Source organism: Halobacillus litoralis, from assembly GCF_004101865.1.
In the GTDB taxonomy this organism is placed as follows: Bacteria; Bacillota; Bacilli; order Bacillales; family Halobacillaceae; genus Halobacillus; species Halobacillus litoralis_A.
Genome location: NZ_CP026118.1, coordinates 434,632 through 452,734, shown reverse-complemented (window position 1 = coordinate 452,734; position 18,103 = coordinate 434,632). Strand labels below are relative to the sequence as shown.

Here is an 18,103-nt window from a genome sequence, read left to right as displayed (position 1 = left end):
AGCCTGCATATTCGGAGGCTGATGAAGAACTGCAACTTTCTAAGTGATGCATCAAAGAAAAAGCCGAGTAGGACGATTTTTTATCGTCCTACTCGGTTTCTTTATTTCGATGAGACATTTTCCATGATCTTTAGTATTCGTTTGATATTGACGGTGAATATCGCCGCCGGCTCTTGTACACGCAGAGTGATATTCTTTTATAAATCAAAGAACATCACTCTTTTCAGATGGACCTCGTTGCTTCCACGAGAAGCGATTCGTGAGAAGCAACAACAAACATTAACAGCTCCTCTGGATTGAAATATTTTTTTCAGTGGCCACCATATTTGCAGACTTTTTTGTTAAAGAGGATGAGAATGCAGGCTGCCCTTTTGTTTACTGTAAGGACACACGATAATTAATCATAGCCCTCTGATAGAGAGCTTATACATAATATAAAGACAGTCCATAAGGGGTTTTTCATTTGAAAAAAATATTCTTCTGTATATTGATCTTATTAGTGGGATCTGTAGTGTGGATGGGGAGTGAAAGGTCAGATGCCCCTGATGACCCGCCTGTCTCAGAAAAAATAGAACCATCGATTGAAACAACTGGGTCGAGTAAGGAAGGCCAGGTAGTGGATGATCCACTGTTTTTTTCAATGAAAGGAAAATCTTCTGAAGAAACCCTTACGTTATTAGGAGAACCCGATCATATGTTTCCAAGCGTGTACGGCTATGAGTGGTGGCTATATGAAACAGAAAAAGGGCGATATTTCCAATTAGGAATAGCTGATCATGAAGTGGTTACAGGCGTATTATTTCACCAGGAGGAAGGTCCTGTTACTGTAGGGGAGTCATATAATGAAGTGATGGAAAAGAAGCAATTCCCTTCTACTCTAAGACTGGAAAGCGAGGGAGCCTATAGCTTGGAGCTGACTGAAAAAGATGTGAAAGACCGACCAGTGATTTCATTGGATGACAAATGGTCTGCTCAAATCTATTTTGACGATGTCACGGAAAAAGTATCTGCGATCCGAATGATCAGAAATGATTATTTACTTAAGATGCAGCCTTATAAAGTCGTGTATCGCGGAACTTTACCAACACAGGAAAGGTTGAGTAATGAAGAGTGGGAAGCTGTTCAAGAGGGCGTGGAAGCACAAATTCTGATGATGACGAATTTCATTCGGAACAATCAAGGCCTGGGTGAATTGAAACACCACACCGCTGCCTCACAAGCTGCCTTCTTACATAGTCGGGATATGGACGAGAATAATTATTTTTCTCATTACTCTCCAAACGGTAACGGACTGAAAGAGCGTCTTGAAAATATTTTTTATGTTCGGGCAGGGGAAAATATTGCGGCACAATATACAGATGCTGCAGCTGCCCTCCATGGTTGGCTGAATAGCCCTGGTCACCGGAAAGCACTGCTGGACCCTGACTACACACACATCGGTGTTGGCGTGCACGAAAGGTATTACACCCAAAATTTCTTGACGCTGCCATGAACGTCTCCAATACAGATGCATAGGCTATAGAGTAGTTCTAACAGTGAGGTGTAGAGGATATGAGTACGAATGAATTGCACCCGAGCGTCCAGCAATTTAAAGCATTTGTCGACAAAAACCCAAATGTCAAAGGTCAGTTGAGAAAGAACCATAAACTCATCCAAAGCTATTACGAGAAGTGGATGATCTTAGGCGAAGATGACCCGTTTTGGACTTCTTTACCTGCAGCAAAAAAAGAAACTTCTACAGTTAAAATGGAATGGATCAAGCAATTGGGTGAGTTGATGGAGGACTTGAATTGGGAGGATGTTTCCCGTCATATTGATGAATTGAATGGGGCGATCGGTCAGTTTCAACAGCTCATCACGAATGTGAAGAAGGACGCCGGAAAAAATCAAAAAGAGATGGAATACCCGTATTATTAAGGGCTCAATCAGCAGGTGGAAAATATCCTTTATTTCCATCTGCCTTCCTATTTGATAAGATGGTAGTGGAGGTGGACATGTTATATGTTAGCTACAATGGAAATTGTCGATCTACTTGACCGCTCAGAATCGATTGGCCGCATGGTCATGAGTTCAGATACAATGGAATTTTATCAAGAGGCGAAAACGGCTCTTGAGAACGATAAAGAGGCGCAAAGACTCATCAAAAATTTTGCGGATATGAAAGAACACTACGAGGACGTCCAACGTTTTGGCCGTTACCACCCGGATTATAATACCATCATGAAGAAAGTCCGTGCTGTAAAACGGGAAATGGACATGCATGAAACGGTAGCTCATTTTAAAAAGGCGGAACGGGAAATACAAAAACTGTTGGATGAAGTAAGCGAAAATGTGGCTTTCAGCGTCAGTGAACAAATCAAAGTCCCGAAAAACGGAATGGCTTTAACCGACTCCGGCTGTAGTGGTGGGTGCGGAAGCGGCGGCAGCTGTGGCTGTGCTTCCTGACATCAAGGGTCTGTGAAGCGGATGCAGTCATCACAAAGATTGCCGCAGCAGAACATTTTCCTTTGAGGAACTAAAAAACGAACTCTGTAAACTTGGAGCGCCTGATTCTTGCGTACATAGCTCATCGCAAGGGTCAGGCGCTTTCCTCTCATCGCCTTTGCAGCACATTGCTTCAAAGCTGCTTCGATTTCATTCCTCTCAACCCTATCTTTCACTGTCAAATAGACAAAGGGCAGCCCTGCCACCTTTTTGAATTCGACATGGTCGAATAGCTCCGAATTAGATAAGGTCTCATCAAAAATTTCAAAAGCCTGTTCGTGATCTGTTTTCATATAAGGTTCCATCACCTCTTCTACAGCACAATCGATTGGAAAGAGCCATTGCCGATTAGGCTGTCATTTGGTAAACTGACGTTAATATATAAGTTCTATGGGGAGTAGAGACATATTATGAACAGAACGAAACGACAAGGAATCATTGTATATTTTCAACATATGAAAAATATAAGACAGATTAAAAAGCATGGACACTTGATTCACGCCTCTAAAAAAATGAAATATGCACTATTGTACGTAAATCAAGAAGATATTGAATTTAAAAAGGAGAAACTTGAACGTTTACCATTCGTTTCCCGGGTAACGTCTTCTCATAAACCCGAAATCCGTACTGATTATGAAAACGCCAAACCAGACAAAGCCAAGCAATACGATTACAAAATGGGGATTTGAGAGAGTGGATAAGCACGGTGTATTACTTAGTGTGTGCACCCAGTCTGCCCTTGAGCGTCCTTCGCTATGCTTATTCTGAACATTCGCGGAACTGAAGCGGATGACTTTATAAATGCTCAGTTAAAAAAGCGTCCGTGTTCAACGGACGCTTTTAATAATAGGTCAGCTTATGATAGGGGAGCGATGAATTTGTTCATTCTCAGAATGCCGATCAAGTGCTGATAGAATAATTCGGTTTCTGGGAACAGGTCCGAAGGTTTGATAGTGAATTCACTCACTTCTTTTCCAGCTTTCTCCACCATTTCTTTATACAATTCAAAACGCTGGTTCGGCTGTTCGTGGGGATTCGGAATTCCTTCACGGCAAATGTAGATGGGCTGGAATTTATCCTGATGGGCAGCTTTCATGACAAGAGATAAAGAAGCGACGGGTTTCCCGTTTTTTTCGCTATAAAAAGCGATGGCATGCTGGATGCGTTCCGGCATTCTTGAGCCAAGGTGGATCAATTCATAAATGTCCGCATACCCTTCGCCGAGTTCGATGAATTTTTGTATCATAGAGTTGTCCGTCCTTTCAAACTATAATCAGGATAACTTTAGCATGAAAAATGAGAAATGTGAACGATCAGGCGGATTTCTTATGATTTATCAACAAGAAAAAAAGGGGGAGATTGACTTGAGGAGCATATGGATGCCACTTTGTTTACTCCTCAGTTTTTCGACACTTCTTCTCCTCTATCAGTGGAGTATTGTAGACTTTTCAAACCAGCAAGAGAAAGAGACAAGCCAGCAAGAATCCATCCCCCTCCATGTCACCGTTAATGTAGAAGAGGCAGGGTTGGAGATTGTTCTTACATATGATCAATTAGAGCCTGGGATTTATAAGCTCGACCCACCTGAAGAAGCAGAGTCGCTATCATGTGCTTATGAAGGGGAAACCGAGTGTCACATCGTACAATCCGGAGGGTACCAGTTGAATCAGGAATCCGCGATGCCGGTCAAAGTGGACTATTTTCTTCCAATCGATACGCAAGGTTTATTGAAGGAATGGAAATTGAATGTATCAAAAGACGGAAAAGCACAAAAGGTTCCATATGATCTGACTATAAAAGATTACACATTACAAAGGAATACATGGCTTGCCCCATTAAAGAAAAATAGTGAAGTCACGCTGGAAAATGTCCGTTATTTTCACTTCGGGCCAACTACAGAGACACCTCCCTTAATGCTCCAGCCAAAGGAGAATTCTCAATGGCGTCAGGACAGAAGTGTTGTTACATACAACAAAGAAGATCCACTCACAGATGAAATGAAAGAGAGACTGGCAAAAATTTCATCTGCTTATGGACCTGCCATTTTACATCTGGATCACTCAAATACAGTCTTGGAAGATCAATATATAGCTTCAAAGGGGAGAAATCTTGATGCCCTCGAAAAGGCGTTATTCACCTCCCATGTCCGCTCCATTTCAAACGACGATCAGGAGTGGATTTTACCTGTACTGAATGAAGTTTATTACCAAACAGCAGATCCAGAGCCGAAAGTGAGCATGAGGGCTGAGGAAATCCGCTCAACCTTCAGTGGAGAGCAGTTGGATGTGTTACGAAACAAGCTGATTGATGAAACAGGAAATGTCGACATCGAGCAATTTTTGGATGAAGAGATGTCCGGGTTATATGGAATGCCAACAACCTATTTTCAACGAAACGATCAGAATTCCACAGCACCTTTATACTTCACTTCAGAGGAAATTTTGGCTTTTGAAGGAGAAAAACTGGAGGGTAAGATTCTTCATTATCATGGAGTTAGATACTTGCCTGTCCTATCATTAGCTGAAAAGGCAGAGTACTCTTATACTGTATTGGAAGAAGCCGACGTCTACCGGATATCGATGCCAACGAAAAGTTACCGCTTTTATGTTGACCAAGCTACTTTTATCATAAATGAGGAAAGCTTCGGGACTGGTAAAGACTTGTTGAAACTCATGGACGGGGAAGTTTATATGAAGGAAGAATATATAGAAGATTTATTAGATCTTGAAGTAGTTGAGGAAGACGAGGTTATTTCTGTCCATAAAAAATAGGGCTGCCCATAACGGGCAGCCCCGCTTTTTTGTAACATCTAAAAATGAAACAAAAAAGTAAAGGGAGAGGAGAAACCGGAGGAAGAACTTATGGGGATGTAAGCCTTCTCCGTTTTCAGAAGCAGTATCATCCGCTTCAAATGCTAGTATGTACGTAGAGGAATTCGTTTATTCATCACGGGATGAATTTTTTTGGTGGCGGTCAATATGTGACCTGGCTCTTAATCGATTATCAAGCCAAGTTCAGGAAAAAGGTCTTTCTTGAAACCGGCTTTCATCATCGACAACATAAGACCGCGGATCCTTTTATTCAAACATTTCCGGACGAGATAAATTTATGGTAGGATTATGGGGAATGCTGACAAAAGAGGTGTACACATAATGAGAGTGATTGCAGGTGACTTTAAAGGGAGGCAGCTGATGTCTGTTCCCACACATAAAACCAGGCCAACGACCGATAAAGTGAAAGAAGCCGTCTTTCATGTTATCGGCCCCTACTTTGAAGGCGGCAAGGCCCTGGATTTGTTCGCAGGAAGTGGCGGATTAGGAATTGAAGCGTTAAGCCGTGGAGCTGAATCCTGTATATTCGTCGATCAACAGCCTAAAGCGATTCAGACGATATATGACAACATAAAGAAGCTCGACATCGAAGAGCGTGTGGAAGTTTTCAAAACGGATGCGATGCGTGCGATTAAAGCAGCAGGTAAACGTGAATTGACTTTCGATTATATCTTCTTGGACCCACCTTATAATAAGTTTTCCTACAAGGACCTAATGGAAGCGCTTTTAGAAAATGATTTAATAGCGGAAAGTGCGACAATCATTTGCGAACATGATGCTTCAGAGGAAATTCCAGAAGAGGTCGGTCACTTGAAACGCTTGAAAACCGATTATTATGGCAGTAATATCGGTGTATCCATTTTTGAATGAGGAGGGAATGTCATGACACGTTTAGCAATTTGCCCGGGTAGTTTCGATCCCGTTACATATGGTCATGTAGACATCATCCGACGCGGTGCAAAAGTATTCGACCACGTCATAGTAGCCGTTTTTAACAACCAGAGCAAAGCACCGCTTTTTGATGTAGAAGAACGTTTAGCTTTATTAAAGGAAGTCACAAAGGAGTTTGATAATGTTTCTGTTGATGCCTGCAGTGGTTTATTGATGGACTACGCAGAGGAGAAAGGTGCTCAAGCTGTCATCAGAGGTTTGCGTGCGGTCAGTGATTTTGAATATGAAATGCAAATCACATCCATGAACCGCAAGCTGAATGAGGATATCGAAACTTTCTTTGTAATGACGAATAACCAATATTCATTTTTGAGTTCAAGTATTGTAAAAGAAGTGGCTAAATATCGCGCGAACATATCCGATTTAGTCCCTCCAGCTGTTGAGAAAGCACTCTCTCAGAAGTTTTAATAAGAACCGGGCTCTTCCGGCTGATAGGATTTTTAAATGAAAAGACAACCCCCTACACACGATGTTTGCCGGGGTTGTCTTTTTTTTGCTGGTGGCTATTCCATTTGACAATAATCATGAGCATAATCATGAGCAGTGTGATCGGCGGTCCATAATGATGGAAAAACTGGATGATCGGTGTGGTGAAGTTTTCGTCAGGATTCCAAATCGGCATACTTTGCGATTGAAAAGGGAGATAAACAAAATAAAGCACAAAAATGAGCAGTGTCGCTATAGCTCCATGAGCAATCCGGGCAAGCGCATAAGGTATGAAACGAATATCTGTTTCTGCGAGGATGCTGGCGATTTGAGCTTGGATCGAAAAACCGTGGAAGCCGAGAATGAAGCTGACGATCATCAATTGGGCCAACAAAGGTTCATGGGTTTCGGTAATAGCTCCAATCCCTGTAGTGAGTTCAAGCATGCCGGCAGTGAATGGGACATGAAAATTCCCGGGAAGGCCGGTGAGTGCGAGAAGATGCGAGAAAATATGTATCGCACCCGTTTGTTTTAACAGCTCTGTCAAAACGGAGAAAAGCATGATGAAACCTCCAACCATTAACAGCGTGTCCACTGAGCGTGTAACAGCATCTCCCATCAGCTTTCCCATTGTGCGTCCATCCTCTAATCTTGAATGGTGCATTTTCCAAAACGCATCTTTCCATGTGGATGATCTCATGTCAGTCCTCGAACGTTCCTCATCTCTTTTATAAAATCTCATACCGATCCCAACAAGGAAGTTGCCTCCATAATGAGCGAGAGCAATAATGATTCCGAGGTTTGCATCATGGAAGAAACCGACGGCGATCGCCCCGAAGATAAATAACGGGCTTGAAGCATTAGTGAAAGCGACCAGTCGTTCTGCTTCTATTCTTGTAACTTGTCCCTTGCTTCTCAAGTCAGCGGTCCATTTGGCACCAGAGGGATATCCGCTGGCCATCCCCATCACCCAAACGAACCCGCCGCAGCCCGGTACATTAAATAACGGTCGCATGAAACGCTCACTAAGGGCCCCGAGTCCGTGAACGACACCGAAACCGATCAGAAACTCTGCCGTAATGAAAAAGGGGAGCAGGGAAGGGAAGACGATTTCCCACCATAAATCCAATCCTCTCAAGCTTGCAGATAATGCGTCACGAGGAAAAATGATCAGAGAAATGGCGAGAGCTGAAGTAAGCAGCGTCAACCCGATGGTTTTTAGCTTAGAAATCGAGAACGCCTCCTTGGGTGTCACAGTTTTCTGTACTTATAGAAATAGACATAGTAGAATGAGATTATATTTCTGCATGAACACATAGGTTTGTCTATATTCCATGTGTACGCTCATAAGGGAGCGGTTTATTCCATAAAATAAACCAGATGTGAGAAGGAGGGATGACAAGTGGGAAGACCGACGATAGGTTTAGCTTTAGGTTCTGGTGGTGCTCGTGGCTTTTCACACTTGGGAGTTCTGAAAGTCCTTCAGGATCACGATATTCCCGTCGATATGATTGCAGGAAGCAGTATGGGAGCTTTAGTCGGCTCTTTTTTTGCTGCTGGACAGAAGATTGATGATCTATACAAGCTGGCTTTCACCTTCAAGCGGAAGTATTACTTGGATTTCACCGTTCCTAAAATGGGATTTATCCAGGGGAAAAGAATCAAGGAATATATTCGTTTATTTACGTTCGGAAAGAATTTAGAAGACTTTGAACTCCCGATGTCCATTGTGGCGACTGATTTATATGGGGGGGCAAAGAAAGTGTTTACTACAGGTCCTGCGAGTGAGGCAGTCAGGGCAAGTATCGCGATCCCCGGGATTTTCGTGCCGGAGAAAATTGATGGTCGACTCTACATAGATGGTGGTGTCATTGACCGTGTCCCTGTATCTGTCGCGAAAGAAATGGGGGCAGATTTTGTAATCGCTGTTGATTGTGCTCATTTTGATGCTGATCCGAATATCAATACTATCTATGATGTGATCACCCAGAGCATTGATATCATGCAGGATGAATTGGCAACGGTCATGGGGGTATCCTCAGATACGGACGTGATGATCCGTCCGGATGTATCAAAATACAGCTCAAGGGCGTTTACCAACATCGAGGAAATCGTTAGGGCAGGAGAGAAGGCAGCGGAGGAATGCATCAAAGAAATACAAACGAAGCTGTCTGAATGGAAGGAGTCATGAACAAATGAAAGCAAATAGAAGACTCATAATCACAGCAATCATAACGATTGTGATCGTCGCATTTTTAGGAGCTTATCAGCTTCCATATTACATTTATAAACCGGGAACGGCCGATCCCTTGAATGAGATTGTCGAAGTGTCTGGAGGCCATCAAAGCGAAGGAGAAATGCATCTCGTTACCGTCCGGGGCGGGCAGGCGACTCCGATGCAGTGGATTCTTGCACAGTTCCGGTCATACCATCAGATCTATCCACTTGATCAAATCCGTCCTGAAGGTGTAACGGAAGAAGAGTATTTTCATGCTCAGCTCCAAATGATGGATTCTTCTCAAGAAGCTTCAAAAGTAGTCGCCTATAAAGCGGCAGGCAAAGATATCGAAATTAATTATGAAGGTGTTTTCGTCATGAATGTAATTGAGGGGATGCCCGCTGCGGATGTGCTTGAAACAGGTGATCAGATTACCAAAGTGGACGGACAAACAATTGAACAGACAAGCGACCTTATCGACTATGTCAGTGACATGGAAGAAGGATCATCTGTTACCTTGACGGTTGTCAGGGAGGAAGAAACGATAGAAAAAGATATTGAACTTGCTGCATTTCCTGACAATCCCGAAAAAGTGGGCGTCGGTATTTCGCTGGTCACGGATCGTTCCGTCAAAGTGAGTCCGAAAGTGAAAGTGAAAAGTGGTGAAATCGGTGGCCCTAGTGCAGGTTTGATGTTCTCACTAGAAATTTATGATCAATTGACTGAGGAAGATATCACCAAAGGCTACGAGATCGCAGGGACCGGTGAAGTGAATTATGAAGGGCAAGTAGGTCGGATCGGCGGCATTGATAAGAAAGTCGTCGCTGCTTCGAATCACGGTGCTCAAATATTTTTCGCTCCTAATGAAGAAGGACGGGAAGGTTCTAATTATGAAGTTGCCAAAGAAACTGCTGAAGATATAGGGACAGATATGAAAGTTGTTCCTGTAGATTCTTTCCAGGATGCGATTGACTATCTTAAAGAATTGGAAGCGAAAAAGGCCTGAACGAGAACATGGCTGGGACAAAAGAATTTTTTCGCTGGAAAACCCGAACGAATTTCGTTCGGGTTTTCTTAATGGAGCCATAAATGCATACGCCGCTCCGGCAACATACTTGAGGCCACTGAATAACACTTTTCAATCTAGAGGAGTTGTTAAAGTTTGTTGTTGCTTCTCACGGATCGCTTGTCGGTGGGTGCTTGCCGCGGGCACGGCCTCAGCCCCCTCAGAAAGCAAAGACGGCTTTCCGGCGTATTCCTCTGCTCGTGCTGTTCCCGGAGGGCGTCTACGACTGTTACCTACGCTCCATTTGATCCATCCCACCTATTGTTCGTTTTTTCTGTGGCAGTTAGTGTTTTGTCCCAGCTCCGTTTTCTTTTATAAAGTCATAAAAAGCTTACAAGATGACAGGAGCTCCGTATTCCCTTTTCATCCGTTCAACCCTTAATTCAGGGCTTAAAACACTGTAGTAGGCAGCAGAAGCCCGCTCTTCTAGATCAAGCATCGGATGCTCCAATTGCTGGGGCTGGGTGATCAAAGGGATATCTGTTTGTTTTTTTGCTGCGCGTAAATATTCTTTCCCTCGGGCTGTCATGCCGAGGACCCGGGCATAGGGTACAGGATTTTCTCGCAGACCTTGTCTTACTTCCTCTTTGTCAGTGCCGACCAGGATATGGGCAAGAGTACGTTGCAATCTTGTCCATGTATAACGCTTGGTTTTCAACGCGTTCATGAATCCGTTGAAGGAAGTCGATTCTTTCATAGTGCGTTTCATGCGGTATTCTAATCCTTCATCAACCCCATGGAAGCACCGCAGCGTACTTTCGTCCATGGTCAAGATTTTGTACTGAAGAAGGTCGAAATATGCTTCCCAGTCGTGCCATATGGATGTTTTTCCTTTGTACGCGGTCAGTCGTTCGGCAGTATCATTCGGTATAGATTGAGTCGCCTGGGAGGTCAGGGTGCGTTGTTTCAATAATTCTTTGCGAATGCTTGTGGCGCTGGCTATCGATCCTGAAATTGTATCTTCGTGATAATGGTTGTTTTTTCTTTGAATCGTCAAAGGTTCCATCTGAGGTGCATGGGTAAGGATTTGTTTTACATAGCTGTAGCCAAGAATATTATTCGGCTGAGATAAGTCGATGGTGTTTGTGGGGAATTCAACTGCTTCGTAGCCCAGGCGTGAAGCTTCAGGAAAAGAGTATCCCTCATTCAAGTATTTTCTCACGGTGACATCATAATCTTCTTTGTTGTTTTTCATATGTGAGTACGCTTTCGTAAAGGCCTCTATTTTGCCGTTTTCACTACCGAAGCAAAGGGACTCGACACCAATGGCCGCTAAAGTAGCCACTGCCCCTTGACTGAAGTAGTCGCTATGTTGGACGGCAAAAAGAAAAGGGAGTTCAAGAACAAGATCTGCGCCCCCTTTCAGCGCTGCCTCCGTCCTGTGCCACTTATCGATAATGGCAGGTTCGCCCCGCTGCAGAAAATTTCCGCTCATGATGGCTATCATACAGTCGGCCTCTGTATGTTTTTTGGATTTTTCCAGATGATAAAGATGTCCATTATGAAAGGGGTTGTACTCGACAACCACACCGCATGATTTCATAGAAATCCTCCTAGATCGTTTCTTTTCTATTGAACAAGTGTTTGGTTTATTTTATCATGGAAGAAGGAAAAATTCGCTTCTTCCAGCTGAAATGTGTTATTTTAATTAAATCCGGCATCAAAAAGAGAATAGCTGTAAAGAAAAAATGTTGACAAATCAGCTGAATCCTTTTACAATAACTCTTGTTGCCATGAGGTGATAACTATGAAATTTCCTCTACAAAAGCTCAAACAAACGGGCGAGGAACCGTTCGTATTTGAGGAAGATGTAGATATTCGCGAATTAGAACAATTGAACAATGACATTCGCAGGATTTCCCCTGTTCATGTCGAAGGTCAAGCAATTACACGAGGAAATGATATAACGGTAACTTTTTCGATTGATGGAGAAATGGTGTTGCCTTGTGCCCGGACGTTAGTCGATGTGACTTATCCATTTCACATTGATGCTCTAGAGGTATTCAATCTGTCACCTTACCATACAGAAGAAGATGACTCTGAAGTTCATTCCGTGAATGGAGAAGTGCTTGACTTAACGCCTTATATCAAGGAAAATGTACAGTTGGAGATTCCGACTCGCGTATTTTCCGAAGATGATGAGGCTCATGAAGCAGCCCCCCATGAAGGGAAAGGCTGGCAGGTGGTTACAGAGGAACCTGAGGAAAAGAAAGTGGATCCTCGAATGGCTAAACTGCAATCATTATTAGATGAAGAAGAGAACGACTAAGAAAATCTTCATGGTTCTCAGAATCGTAAATTAAAGGAGGTGTACAACATGGCAGTACCTAAGCGTAAAACGTCTAAAAAAGTTAAAAACCAACGTCGTACTCACAAGAAACTACATGCCCCTGGTATGGTAAAATGCGATAACTGTGGTGAGTACTCAAAACCCCACCATGTTTGCAAATCTTGTGGACAATATAATGGAAAACAAGTGGTGAACAACTAGTTCTTCAAAAGAGAGCCTGACTTCGGTCAGTCTCTTTTTTTTGTCTCAAAGAAGGTATGTATATGCATTTCAGGTGGGCTGGTCATCAAAATAAAAGACAATAGCTCAGGCGTAACGGCACTTCGCACTGTCATTCTGTTTCTCATCTCTTATTGTAGGAAGGTGAGGAACTTTTAATGATGAACGCACAATGAGTTGTTTTTTGATACATTATTAGTAAAGGATGGTGGATGAAAATGTCACAAGTGTTAGTAGAAAAGAAACAAGAAGGATATGTTGTGTTGACTTTGAATCGACCGCATAAAATGAATGCGATCACAAAGCAGATGACACAAGAGTTTTATCAGGCCATCGTCGATTTGAAACAAAATGGAGGTGTGAAGTTCCTGGTGGTCACAGGAGCGGGGGAGCGTGCCTTTTGTTCTGGTGGTGATTTAAACGAGCTTCATGGCGAAATGTCAGCCGAGGATGCCTATCAACTCTTGCATCCGATGAAACAGGCTTTATATGAGTTGGCTACTTTTCCTGTACCGACAATCGCACTGATGAATGGACAGGCCCGCGGCGGTGGATGTGAAATAGCAACGGCATGTGATTTCAGGTATGGCGTGGAATCGTCTTCTTTTGGATTTGTTCAAGGCAATTTAGGGATAACCCCGGGCTGGGGTGGAGGCGCCCTTTTATACCAAAGAATCAAAGCAGATTTTGCGGCACACTGGTTAATGGATGCTGAAATGTATCAAACAGAGCAAGTCTATCGAATCGGTTGGTTACATAAGATGATTACTGACAACTCAAAAGCTGAAAATGTTTTATTTTCCTCCTTTTTAAATAAGACATTAAAGCAGATGGAAGTCTTCAAGCAGCAATACTTGACACATATTCATACAGAGGGTTTGTCCGAACGGATGGATCAGGAGGTCTATGCATGCTCGCAGCTTTGGGAGTCGGAAGAACACAAAACGGCGGTACGTAACTTCGCTCAGATGAGAAAAAGATCATAAATACGATTCTATCAATCATCCTTCCCGCATAACTATAAGCAAACGATAGAGGAGGGATGCTATGGATGCCCCAAGACAGGATGCCTGGAAGGAAGAAGAGGACGTTTTACTGGCTAAGACGGTACTGAAATATATTAGAGAAGGAAAAACGCAGCTGGAAGCCTTCCAGGAAGTCGCCGACAAGCTGCAACGCACTCCGGCTGCATGTGGATTCAGGTGGAATGCTACAGTCAGAAAAGAATATCAGAAAGAGATTCAAGAAGCGAAAAATAGCAGAAAAGCCACACGCACCCTATATACACCCCCGCCGACTTCTGATGATACCCCTATGTCCCTGGATGCTGCTATTTCATTTTTAAAAGAAATGAAAATCAAACAGTTTGAAGCGCAAGGCAAAGAAAACCTGGAATCAAAACTCAAGCAGCTGAATGAGGCGAACGAAAAACTGAAAGAAGAGTTAAAGCAGTGGGAAACGGCGTGGAATGAAATGGATAAACTCGTACATTGGGTGAGGGAGCGGCGAAAAAGCGAAAGTGGCGTTTAGAATTTTCGCCTCTAAGACAGATGTGACACAAGTAATAACAAATATTCACTTCCATAATATTATAAAATCTTCATAAAAAAGGCCCCTACAACATAGTGTAGTGGCCTCATTCATGTTTCTATGCGTTTACATCTCTTTCTTCTACGCCAGACGGCATCCAAATCAATGGATTCTCCCCTAAATCACGCTCCACATCGTAGGTGGCTTTTTGGAAGCCCATCTTTTCCCAAAAATCGTGAGAGTTGATGCGTGGGTTCGTCTTAATCGGCAATTCGAAGCTTTTTGCGAATTCCACCAAAGCTTTCCCGTACCCGAGGCCGCGATAATCCGGAAGTACTTCGAGTTTCCATAGGGCTAAATAGTCCTGTGGGGGAACGAAATAGTTGTCATATTTCGCACGTACGCGATAAAGACTCATGCGTGCAACTAAAGCGCTTCCATAATATACCCCGTAAAATGGCGACTCGCTATCGTTTTCAACTATATTACTCTCCAAATCCTCGAGCATGGCAAGTTCCTGGTTCCCGTATTCTTTGAAACGCTTGAACTCTTCGAGCGTTTTATAATTAACTAATAATGGCTGGACTTTTGTTTTCGTCATCATCCCAGAATCCCCTTTCTAATATCTGTATCTATCCTCATTATAATATAAAAATATTCAGAATGGAATGAACAATTATGATATGGACAAGAATCGACTGCAATAGAGAAACGGAATCTGCTACAATAGGAAATTAGATTGGTATGAAAGAGGGAGAATAGCATGAAAATAGGAATTATAGGTGCGGGATCCATAGGTTTATTGACCGGGGCCTACTTAGGTAAAGATCACCAAGTTCATATGTTTGTACGAAATCAGCAGCAGAAAAATCGCCTTGAGAAGGATGGCATTGTCTGTGATGCTCTCCAAAACCCTACGAGAGTAGAAGCTCATTACACCGAAGAGGTCAAGGCCGGATTTGATTTATGGATCATCACCGTGAAACAGCACCAGCTGGAGCAAGTGATGAATTTGGATTTCCCGCACAATGTACCATTGCTGTTTCTACAAAATGGGATGGGCCATCTGGACATGCTATCACGGTCTCCTTACACCTGCTGGGTCGGAGTTGTAGAACACGGAGCATTGAAACAAGGTCACAATAGCGTCTCTCATACCGGCAAAGGAAATGTGCAAATCGCCCGTATTTCCGACGAAGAGGAATCCGCTCTTCCAAAAGTGGTCGATGTTCTACATAAAGAAAACTTCCCTATTTTCCTGCAGGAAGACTACGAAAAGATGCTTGCTTCAAAACTTCTCGTCAATACAGTGATCAATCCTGTCACAGCTCTTTTTCAGCTTAAGAACGGCAGCATAGTAAATAACCCCCATATCCAGACAATCGCACGTGAACTTTGCCGTGAAGCTTGCGGCATACTGGACTTTTCATTTGCGGAGGAGTGGGAAAGGGTGAAGATGATTGCAGAGAAGACCGCTCTCAATCAATCTTCAATGCTGAAGGATCTAATAGAAAACAGGGTGACCGAGATTGATGCAATCAACGGATATGTATTACGACGCAGTTCCGATCCGCTTCCTTATCATCAATTCATCGTCCACGCGATCCATGCCATCGAACATGAGAAAGGGGTGAGAAATTATGAGTGATATATTCGCCTTTTGTATTGCCATCATTTTGACACTCCCGCTTCCATTCCTGATCATCTTTTACCTCTGTGCTCGGAAATGGAGTCGACATAAACTGAAAGCCCTTCACCGGACAGCAAATTTCACCGCGCCGATCTTTATTTTGGCGTCCCATGTACTCCTCATTGTCCTGTTTGAACGCAGCTTCTTTCCAATAATCGTCATTTTCTTGTTGTTATTACTAGGGTTGTCGTTGGTAGCGCAATATAAATTGAATGAAGAGGTGCGCTTGATCAGAGCCTTCAAAGGCTTCTGGCGAGTCAGTTTTCTTCTGTTCATGTTTTTTTATATGGGGCTGTCTGTTTTCGGGTTGATTGACAGGCTTTTCTTTAGTTGAGTAAGAATGGTCTTTTGTATCTCTGTTTTATAGCAGCTAAATAGAAGGGGGGAGATTATGTTTCCTTGTTCACGAATAAGCACTGCAAAACTTCTCTCTCCTTTTATCGGGTTCTGCTGATAAGCATTCGCCCGGGAGTTCAGACTGCTTCCTTACAGTCTGTTTCCCCTTCCTGTGGAGGTGGCGGAATGTCCTTTTCCCTCCAGGATTGCATTAGCGTCTCAGACCGAACCGAGGGGGGCTTCCTTTTACTATCAAACAGATAATGTGAACTCTTGGTTCGTTTTTTGTACAATACAAGAAGATACATAGTACTGATGTAACTTTTGCCGATAAAGGAGCCGTATAAAGATGCGTATCGATCCGATTCAATTAACTTCGAAGCAATCCATGTTTTACGATTATAAATATAATTACCAAGCTGTTTCTGATAGGTTTGCATACTCCCCATATGAAGCGGGGACGTGGGAAGAACGCTTATCCCACTTGAAGAATCAAACGTATCCAAGGGAGGGGCTGGCTGACGTTTTGCACGAGATGAATGTTCGCTGGCAAGCACCGGAACAATCACTGGAGAATATCGGGAAGCTGAGAGATGAAGACAGTGTTGTGGTGATCGCCGGTCAGCAGGCAGGTTTACTGACAGGTCCCTTGTATTCAGTTCATAAAATCATATCTGTCCTTCAGCTTGCAAAGCAAAAAGAGAAAGCTCTGGGTAAACCTGTCATCCCAGTTTTTTGGCTGGCGGGGGAAGACCATGACTTTGATGAAATCAACCATGTGATGATGAAAAATGAAGGCCGGATGAAGAAGATGACCATCGATCATATCCCGGAAACGAAAGCTTCGGTATCAGACATTGCCATCGATCAGGAGAAAGCACCTCAATGGTTGAGAGATGTTTTTCTGGCTGTAAATGAAACAGAATACACGCAGGATTTTTATCTTGAGGTTCAAAGATTGTTGACTCAATCAGAAACCTACAGCGACTTTTTCGCAAAACTCGTTTATGCGCTTTTCCCAGACGAAGGTCTAGTGATCGTTGATGCTCATGACCCGTCAGTGAGAGCAATCGAATCCCCATATTTCAAAACGATGATCAATCAGAATGAGAAAATGGCTCAAGGGGTTTATGCCGCCTTGCAGAAAAATAGACAGCAAGGGTACGAAACCCTCTTGGATAGCGAGATGGAAGATGCCCATCTGTTTTACCACCGTGGTATTGAACGCATTCTTCTTACGAGAGATGAGGAGGGGGATTTCCGCGGGAAACATAACGAAGTGGCTTTCACGAAGGAAGAATTGCTGCAGGTGGCAGAGGAATCACCAGAGCAATTGAGCAACAACGTCGTCACTCGCCCGCTCATGCAGGAGGCGCTTTTCCCTGTGCTTGCATTTATCGGAGGGCCGGGGGAAATCAATTACTGGTCTGCGCTCAAGCCTGCGTTTGACGCGGCAGACCTGCGTATGCCGCCTGTTCTGCCACGAATATCTTTCACTTTGGTAGACAGAAAGACGGAACAGAGTTTAGAAAAGTTCCAGATCGAGGCAAATCAGGCCATTCGTCATGGCGTGGCAGAACAGAAGTTGAAGTGGGTGGCGTCGATGAGTTATCCGCCTATTGAGCAGCTCAGTCGACAGGTGAAGCATGAAATTGCACGTGTTCATGCCCCTATAAGAGAAAAATCCGCTGACTTCGGAGCAGACCTTGAACAGCTGGCAGATAAAAACCTTCAATATTTGCTTGAAAACATCGATTTTATGGAGAAACGTCTTAACCAATCATTGGAAGAACGTCATCAATACGAAATGGACCTTTTTGATGATATAGAATTGACCCTCCATCCATTGAATGGACTTCAAGAGCGGGTGTGGGGAATCGTCCCATGGATCAACCAATATGGAAAAGGCTTATTCCAACAGATGAACAGACATGATTTGAGCTTTGAACACGACCATTATGTCGTATATTTGTAGGTGAAGTCCCCCACCTCCCACCACCTTGAAAAAATCATGAAAAACCTTGAAAATCTTGCCCTTTTGGGCAGGATTTTTTTTGTGCAG

At 43.4% G+C, this 18,103-nt stretch carries 23 protein-coding genes; 17 read left to right on the top strand and 6 right to left on the bottom strand.

What is annotated here, in order from left to right; genetic code table 11:
* Nucleotides 1-123: 123 nt before the first annotated feature.
* The 4 genes from HLI_RS21375 to HLI_RS02305 all read left to right on the top strand — a co-directional run bounded on the left by HLI_RS21375 (nucleotide 124) and on the right by HLI_RS02305 (nucleotide 2,445).
* Complete coding sequence (locus tag HLI_RS21375) at nucleotides 124-300, top strand: hypothetical protein (protein WP_164908447.1); 177 nt, start codon at nucleotides 124-126, stop codon at nucleotides 298-300.
* 163 nt (nucleotides 301-463) lie between these two features.
* The gene (locus HLI_RS02315; protein ID WP_128522887.1) at nucleotides 464-1,492 is read left to right on the top strand and encodes a CAP domain-containing protein; all 1,029 of its coding nucleotides are present in this window, start codon (nucleotides 464-466) and stop codon (nucleotides 1,490-1,492) included.
* A gap of 59 nt (nucleotides 1,493-1,551) precedes the next feature.
* The gene (gene ylbD, locus HLI_RS02310) at nucleotides 1,552-1,917 is read left to right on the top strand and encodes a spore coat protein YlbD (protein ID WP_128522886.1); all 366 of its coding nucleotides are present in this window, start codon (nucleotides 1,552-1,554) and stop codon (nucleotides 1,915-1,917) included.
* Nucleotides 1,918-2,001: 84 nt separating this feature from the next.
* A complete protein-coding gene (locus HLI_RS02305; RefSeq protein WP_128522885.1) occupies nucleotides 2,002-2,445 on the top strand; it encodes a YlbF/YmcA family competence regulator in 444 nt (147 codons plus the stop codon).
* A gap of 2 nt (nucleotides 2,446-2,447) precedes the next feature.
* On the opposite strand, the gene HLI_RS02300 is transcribed toward HLI_RS02305, so the two are convergent.
* On the bottom strand, nucleotides 2,448-2,777 hold the full coding sequence (locus tag HLI_RS02300) for a hypothetical protein (RefSeq protein WP_128522884.1): 330 nt from the start codon (nucleotides 2,775-2,777) through the stop codon (nucleotides 2,448-2,450).
* Between the two features lie 117 nt (nucleotides 2,778-2,894).
* Between HLI_RS02300 and HLI_RS02295 the strand changes: the two genes are divergently transcribed.
* A complete protein-coding gene (locus HLI_RS02295; protein WP_128522883.1) occupies nucleotides 2,895-3,173 on the top strand; it encodes a YlbG family protein in 279 nt (92 codons plus the stop codon).
* Nucleotides 3,174-3,340: 167 nt separating this feature from the next.
* Here the strand turns inward: HLI_RS02295 and HLI_RS02290 are convergent, their stop codons facing one another.
* On the bottom strand, nucleotides 3,341-3,730 hold the full coding sequence (locus HLI_RS02290; protein WP_128522882.1) for a DUF7147 family protein: 390 nt from the start codon (nucleotides 3,728-3,730) through the stop codon (nucleotides 3,341-3,343).
* 82 nt (nucleotides 3,731-3,812) lie between these two features.
* Here HLI_RS02290 and HLI_RS02285 point away from each other — a divergent pair, with 82 nt between their 5' ends.
* From HLI_RS02285 to coaD, 3 genes are all read left to right on the top strand, one after another.
* Nucleotides 3,813-5,255 carry a hypothetical protein gene (locus HLI_RS02285; RefSeq protein WP_128522881.1) on the top strand — a complete coding sequence of 481 codons (1,443 nt, stop codon included), beginning with the start codon at nucleotides 3,813-3,815 and terminating at the stop codon, nucleotides 5,253-5,255.
* Between the two features lie 381 nt (nucleotides 5,256-5,636).
* Nucleotides 5,637-6,185: a 16S rRNA (guanine(966)-N(2))-methyltransferase RsmD gene (rsmD, locus tag HLI_RS02280; RefSeq protein WP_128522880.1), complete on the top strand. Its 549-nt coding sequence runs from the start codon at nucleotides 5,637-5,639 to the stop codon at nucleotides 6,183-6,185.
* Between the two features lie 12 nt (nucleotides 6,186-6,197).
* The gene (gene coaD, locus HLI_RS02275) at nucleotides 6,198-6,674 is read left to right on the top strand and encodes a pantetheine-phosphate adenylyltransferase (RefSeq protein ID WP_128522879.1); all 477 of its coding nucleotides are present in this window, start codon (nucleotides 6,198-6,200) and stop codon (nucleotides 6,672-6,674) included.
* A gap of 52 nt (nucleotides 6,675-6,726) precedes the next feature.
* Here the strand turns inward: coaD and ylbJ are convergent, their stop codons facing one another.
* A complete protein-coding gene (gene ylbJ, locus HLI_RS02270) occupies nucleotides 6,727-7,947 on the bottom strand; it encodes a sporulation integral membrane protein YlbJ (RefSeq protein WP_241655918.1) in 1,221 nt (406 codons plus the stop codon).
* A gap of 147 nt (nucleotides 7,948-8,094) precedes the next feature.
* On the opposite strand from ylbJ, the gene HLI_RS02265 reads away from it, so the two are divergent.
* On the top strand, nucleotides 8,095-8,883 hold the full coding sequence (locus tag HLI_RS02265; RefSeq protein WP_128522878.1) for a patatin-like phospholipase family protein: 789 nt from the start codon (nucleotides 8,095-8,097) through the stop codon (nucleotides 8,881-8,883).
* A gap of 4 nt (nucleotides 8,884-8,887) precedes the next feature.
* On the top strand, nucleotides 8,888-9,916 hold the full coding sequence (locus HLI_RS02260; RefSeq protein ID WP_128522877.1) for a SepM family pheromone-processing serine protease: 1,029 nt from the start codon (nucleotides 8,888-8,890) through the stop codon (nucleotides 9,914-9,916).
* A gap of 132 nt (nucleotides 9,917-10,048) precedes the next feature.
* Here HLI_RS02260 and HLI_RS02255 read toward each other — a convergent pair whose 3' ends face one another.
* Together HLI_RS02255 and HLI_RS02250 are read right to left on the bottom strand one after the other, a co-directional pair.
* A complete protein-coding gene (locus HLI_RS02255; RefSeq protein WP_128522876.1) occupies nucleotides 10,049-10,234 on the bottom strand; it encodes a hypothetical protein in 186 nt (61 codons plus the stop codon).
* 73 nt (nucleotides 10,235-10,307) lie between these two features.
* On the bottom strand, nucleotides 10,308-11,519 hold the full coding sequence (locus HLI_RS02250) for a nucleotidyltransferase (RefSeq protein WP_128522875.1): 1,212 nt from the start codon (nucleotides 11,517-11,519) through the stop codon (nucleotides 10,308-10,310).
* Between the two features lie 204 nt (nucleotides 11,520-11,723).
* Here HLI_RS02250 and HLI_RS02245 point away from each other — a divergent pair, with 204 nt between their 5' ends.
* The 4 genes from HLI_RS02245 to HLI_RS02230 all read left to right on the top strand — a co-directional run bounded on the left by HLI_RS02245 (nucleotide 11,724) and on the right by HLI_RS02230 (nucleotide 14,015).
* Complete coding sequence (locus HLI_RS02245; protein WP_128522874.1) at nucleotides 11,724-12,245, top strand: YceD family protein; 522 nt, start codon at nucleotides 11,724-11,726, stop codon at nucleotides 12,243-12,245.
* Between the two features lie 48 nt (nucleotides 12,246-12,293).
* A complete protein-coding gene (gene rpmF / locus HLI_RS02240; protein ID WP_128522873.1) occupies nucleotides 12,294-12,467 on the top strand; it encodes a 50S ribosomal protein L32 in 174 nt (57 codons plus the stop codon).
* Between the two features lie 236 nt (nucleotides 12,468-12,703).
* Nucleotides 12,704-13,471, top strand: a complete 768-nt coding sequence (locus tag HLI_RS02235; RefSeq protein ID WP_128522872.1) for an enoyl-CoA hydratase/isomerase family protein — start codon at nucleotides 12,704-12,706, stop codon at nucleotides 13,469-13,471.
* Between the two features lie 61 nt (nucleotides 13,472-13,532).
* A complete protein-coding gene (locus HLI_RS02230) occupies nucleotides 13,533-14,015 on the top strand; it encodes an RsfA family transcriptional regulator (RefSeq protein ID WP_128522871.1) in 483 nt (160 codons plus the stop codon).
* Between the two features lie 118 nt (nucleotides 14,016-14,133).
* Here the strand turns inward: HLI_RS02230 and HLI_RS02225 are convergent, their stop codons facing one another.
* Nucleotides 14,134-14,619 (bottom strand): N-acetyltransferase, encoded by a 486-nt coding sequence (locus HLI_RS02225; RefSeq protein ID WP_128522870.1) that lies wholly within the window; start codon nucleotides 14,617-14,619, stop codon nucleotides 14,134-14,136.
* Nucleotides 14,620-14,778: 159 nt separating this feature from the next.
* Here HLI_RS02225 and HLI_RS02220 point away from each other — a divergent pair, with 159 nt between their 5' ends.
* The 3 genes from HLI_RS02220 (at nucleotide 14,779) to bshC (ending at nucleotide 18,016) form a co-directional block, all read left to right on the top strand.
* Nucleotides 14,779-15,663, top strand: a complete 885-nt coding sequence (locus tag HLI_RS02220) for a 2-dehydropantoate 2-reductase (protein WP_128522869.1) — start codon at nucleotides 14,779-14,781, stop codon at nucleotides 15,661-15,663.
* The gene (locus HLI_RS02215; protein WP_128522868.1) at nucleotides 15,656-16,039 is read left to right on the top strand and encodes a DUF3397 domain-containing protein; all 384 of its coding nucleotides are present in this window, start codon (nucleotides 15,656-15,658) and stop codon (nucleotides 16,037-16,039) included. The genes HLI_RS02220 and HLI_RS02215 overlap by 8 nt, the downstream gene beginning before the upstream one ends.
* A gap of 351 nt (nucleotides 16,040-16,390) precedes the next feature.
* Nucleotides 16,391-18,016, top strand: a complete 1,626-nt coding sequence (bshC, locus tag HLI_RS02210; protein WP_128522867.1) for a bacillithiol biosynthesis cysteine-adding enzyme BshC — start codon at nucleotides 16,391-16,393, stop codon at nucleotides 18,014-18,016.
* The last annotated feature ends 87 nt before the right edge of the window (nucleotides 18,017-18,103 follow it).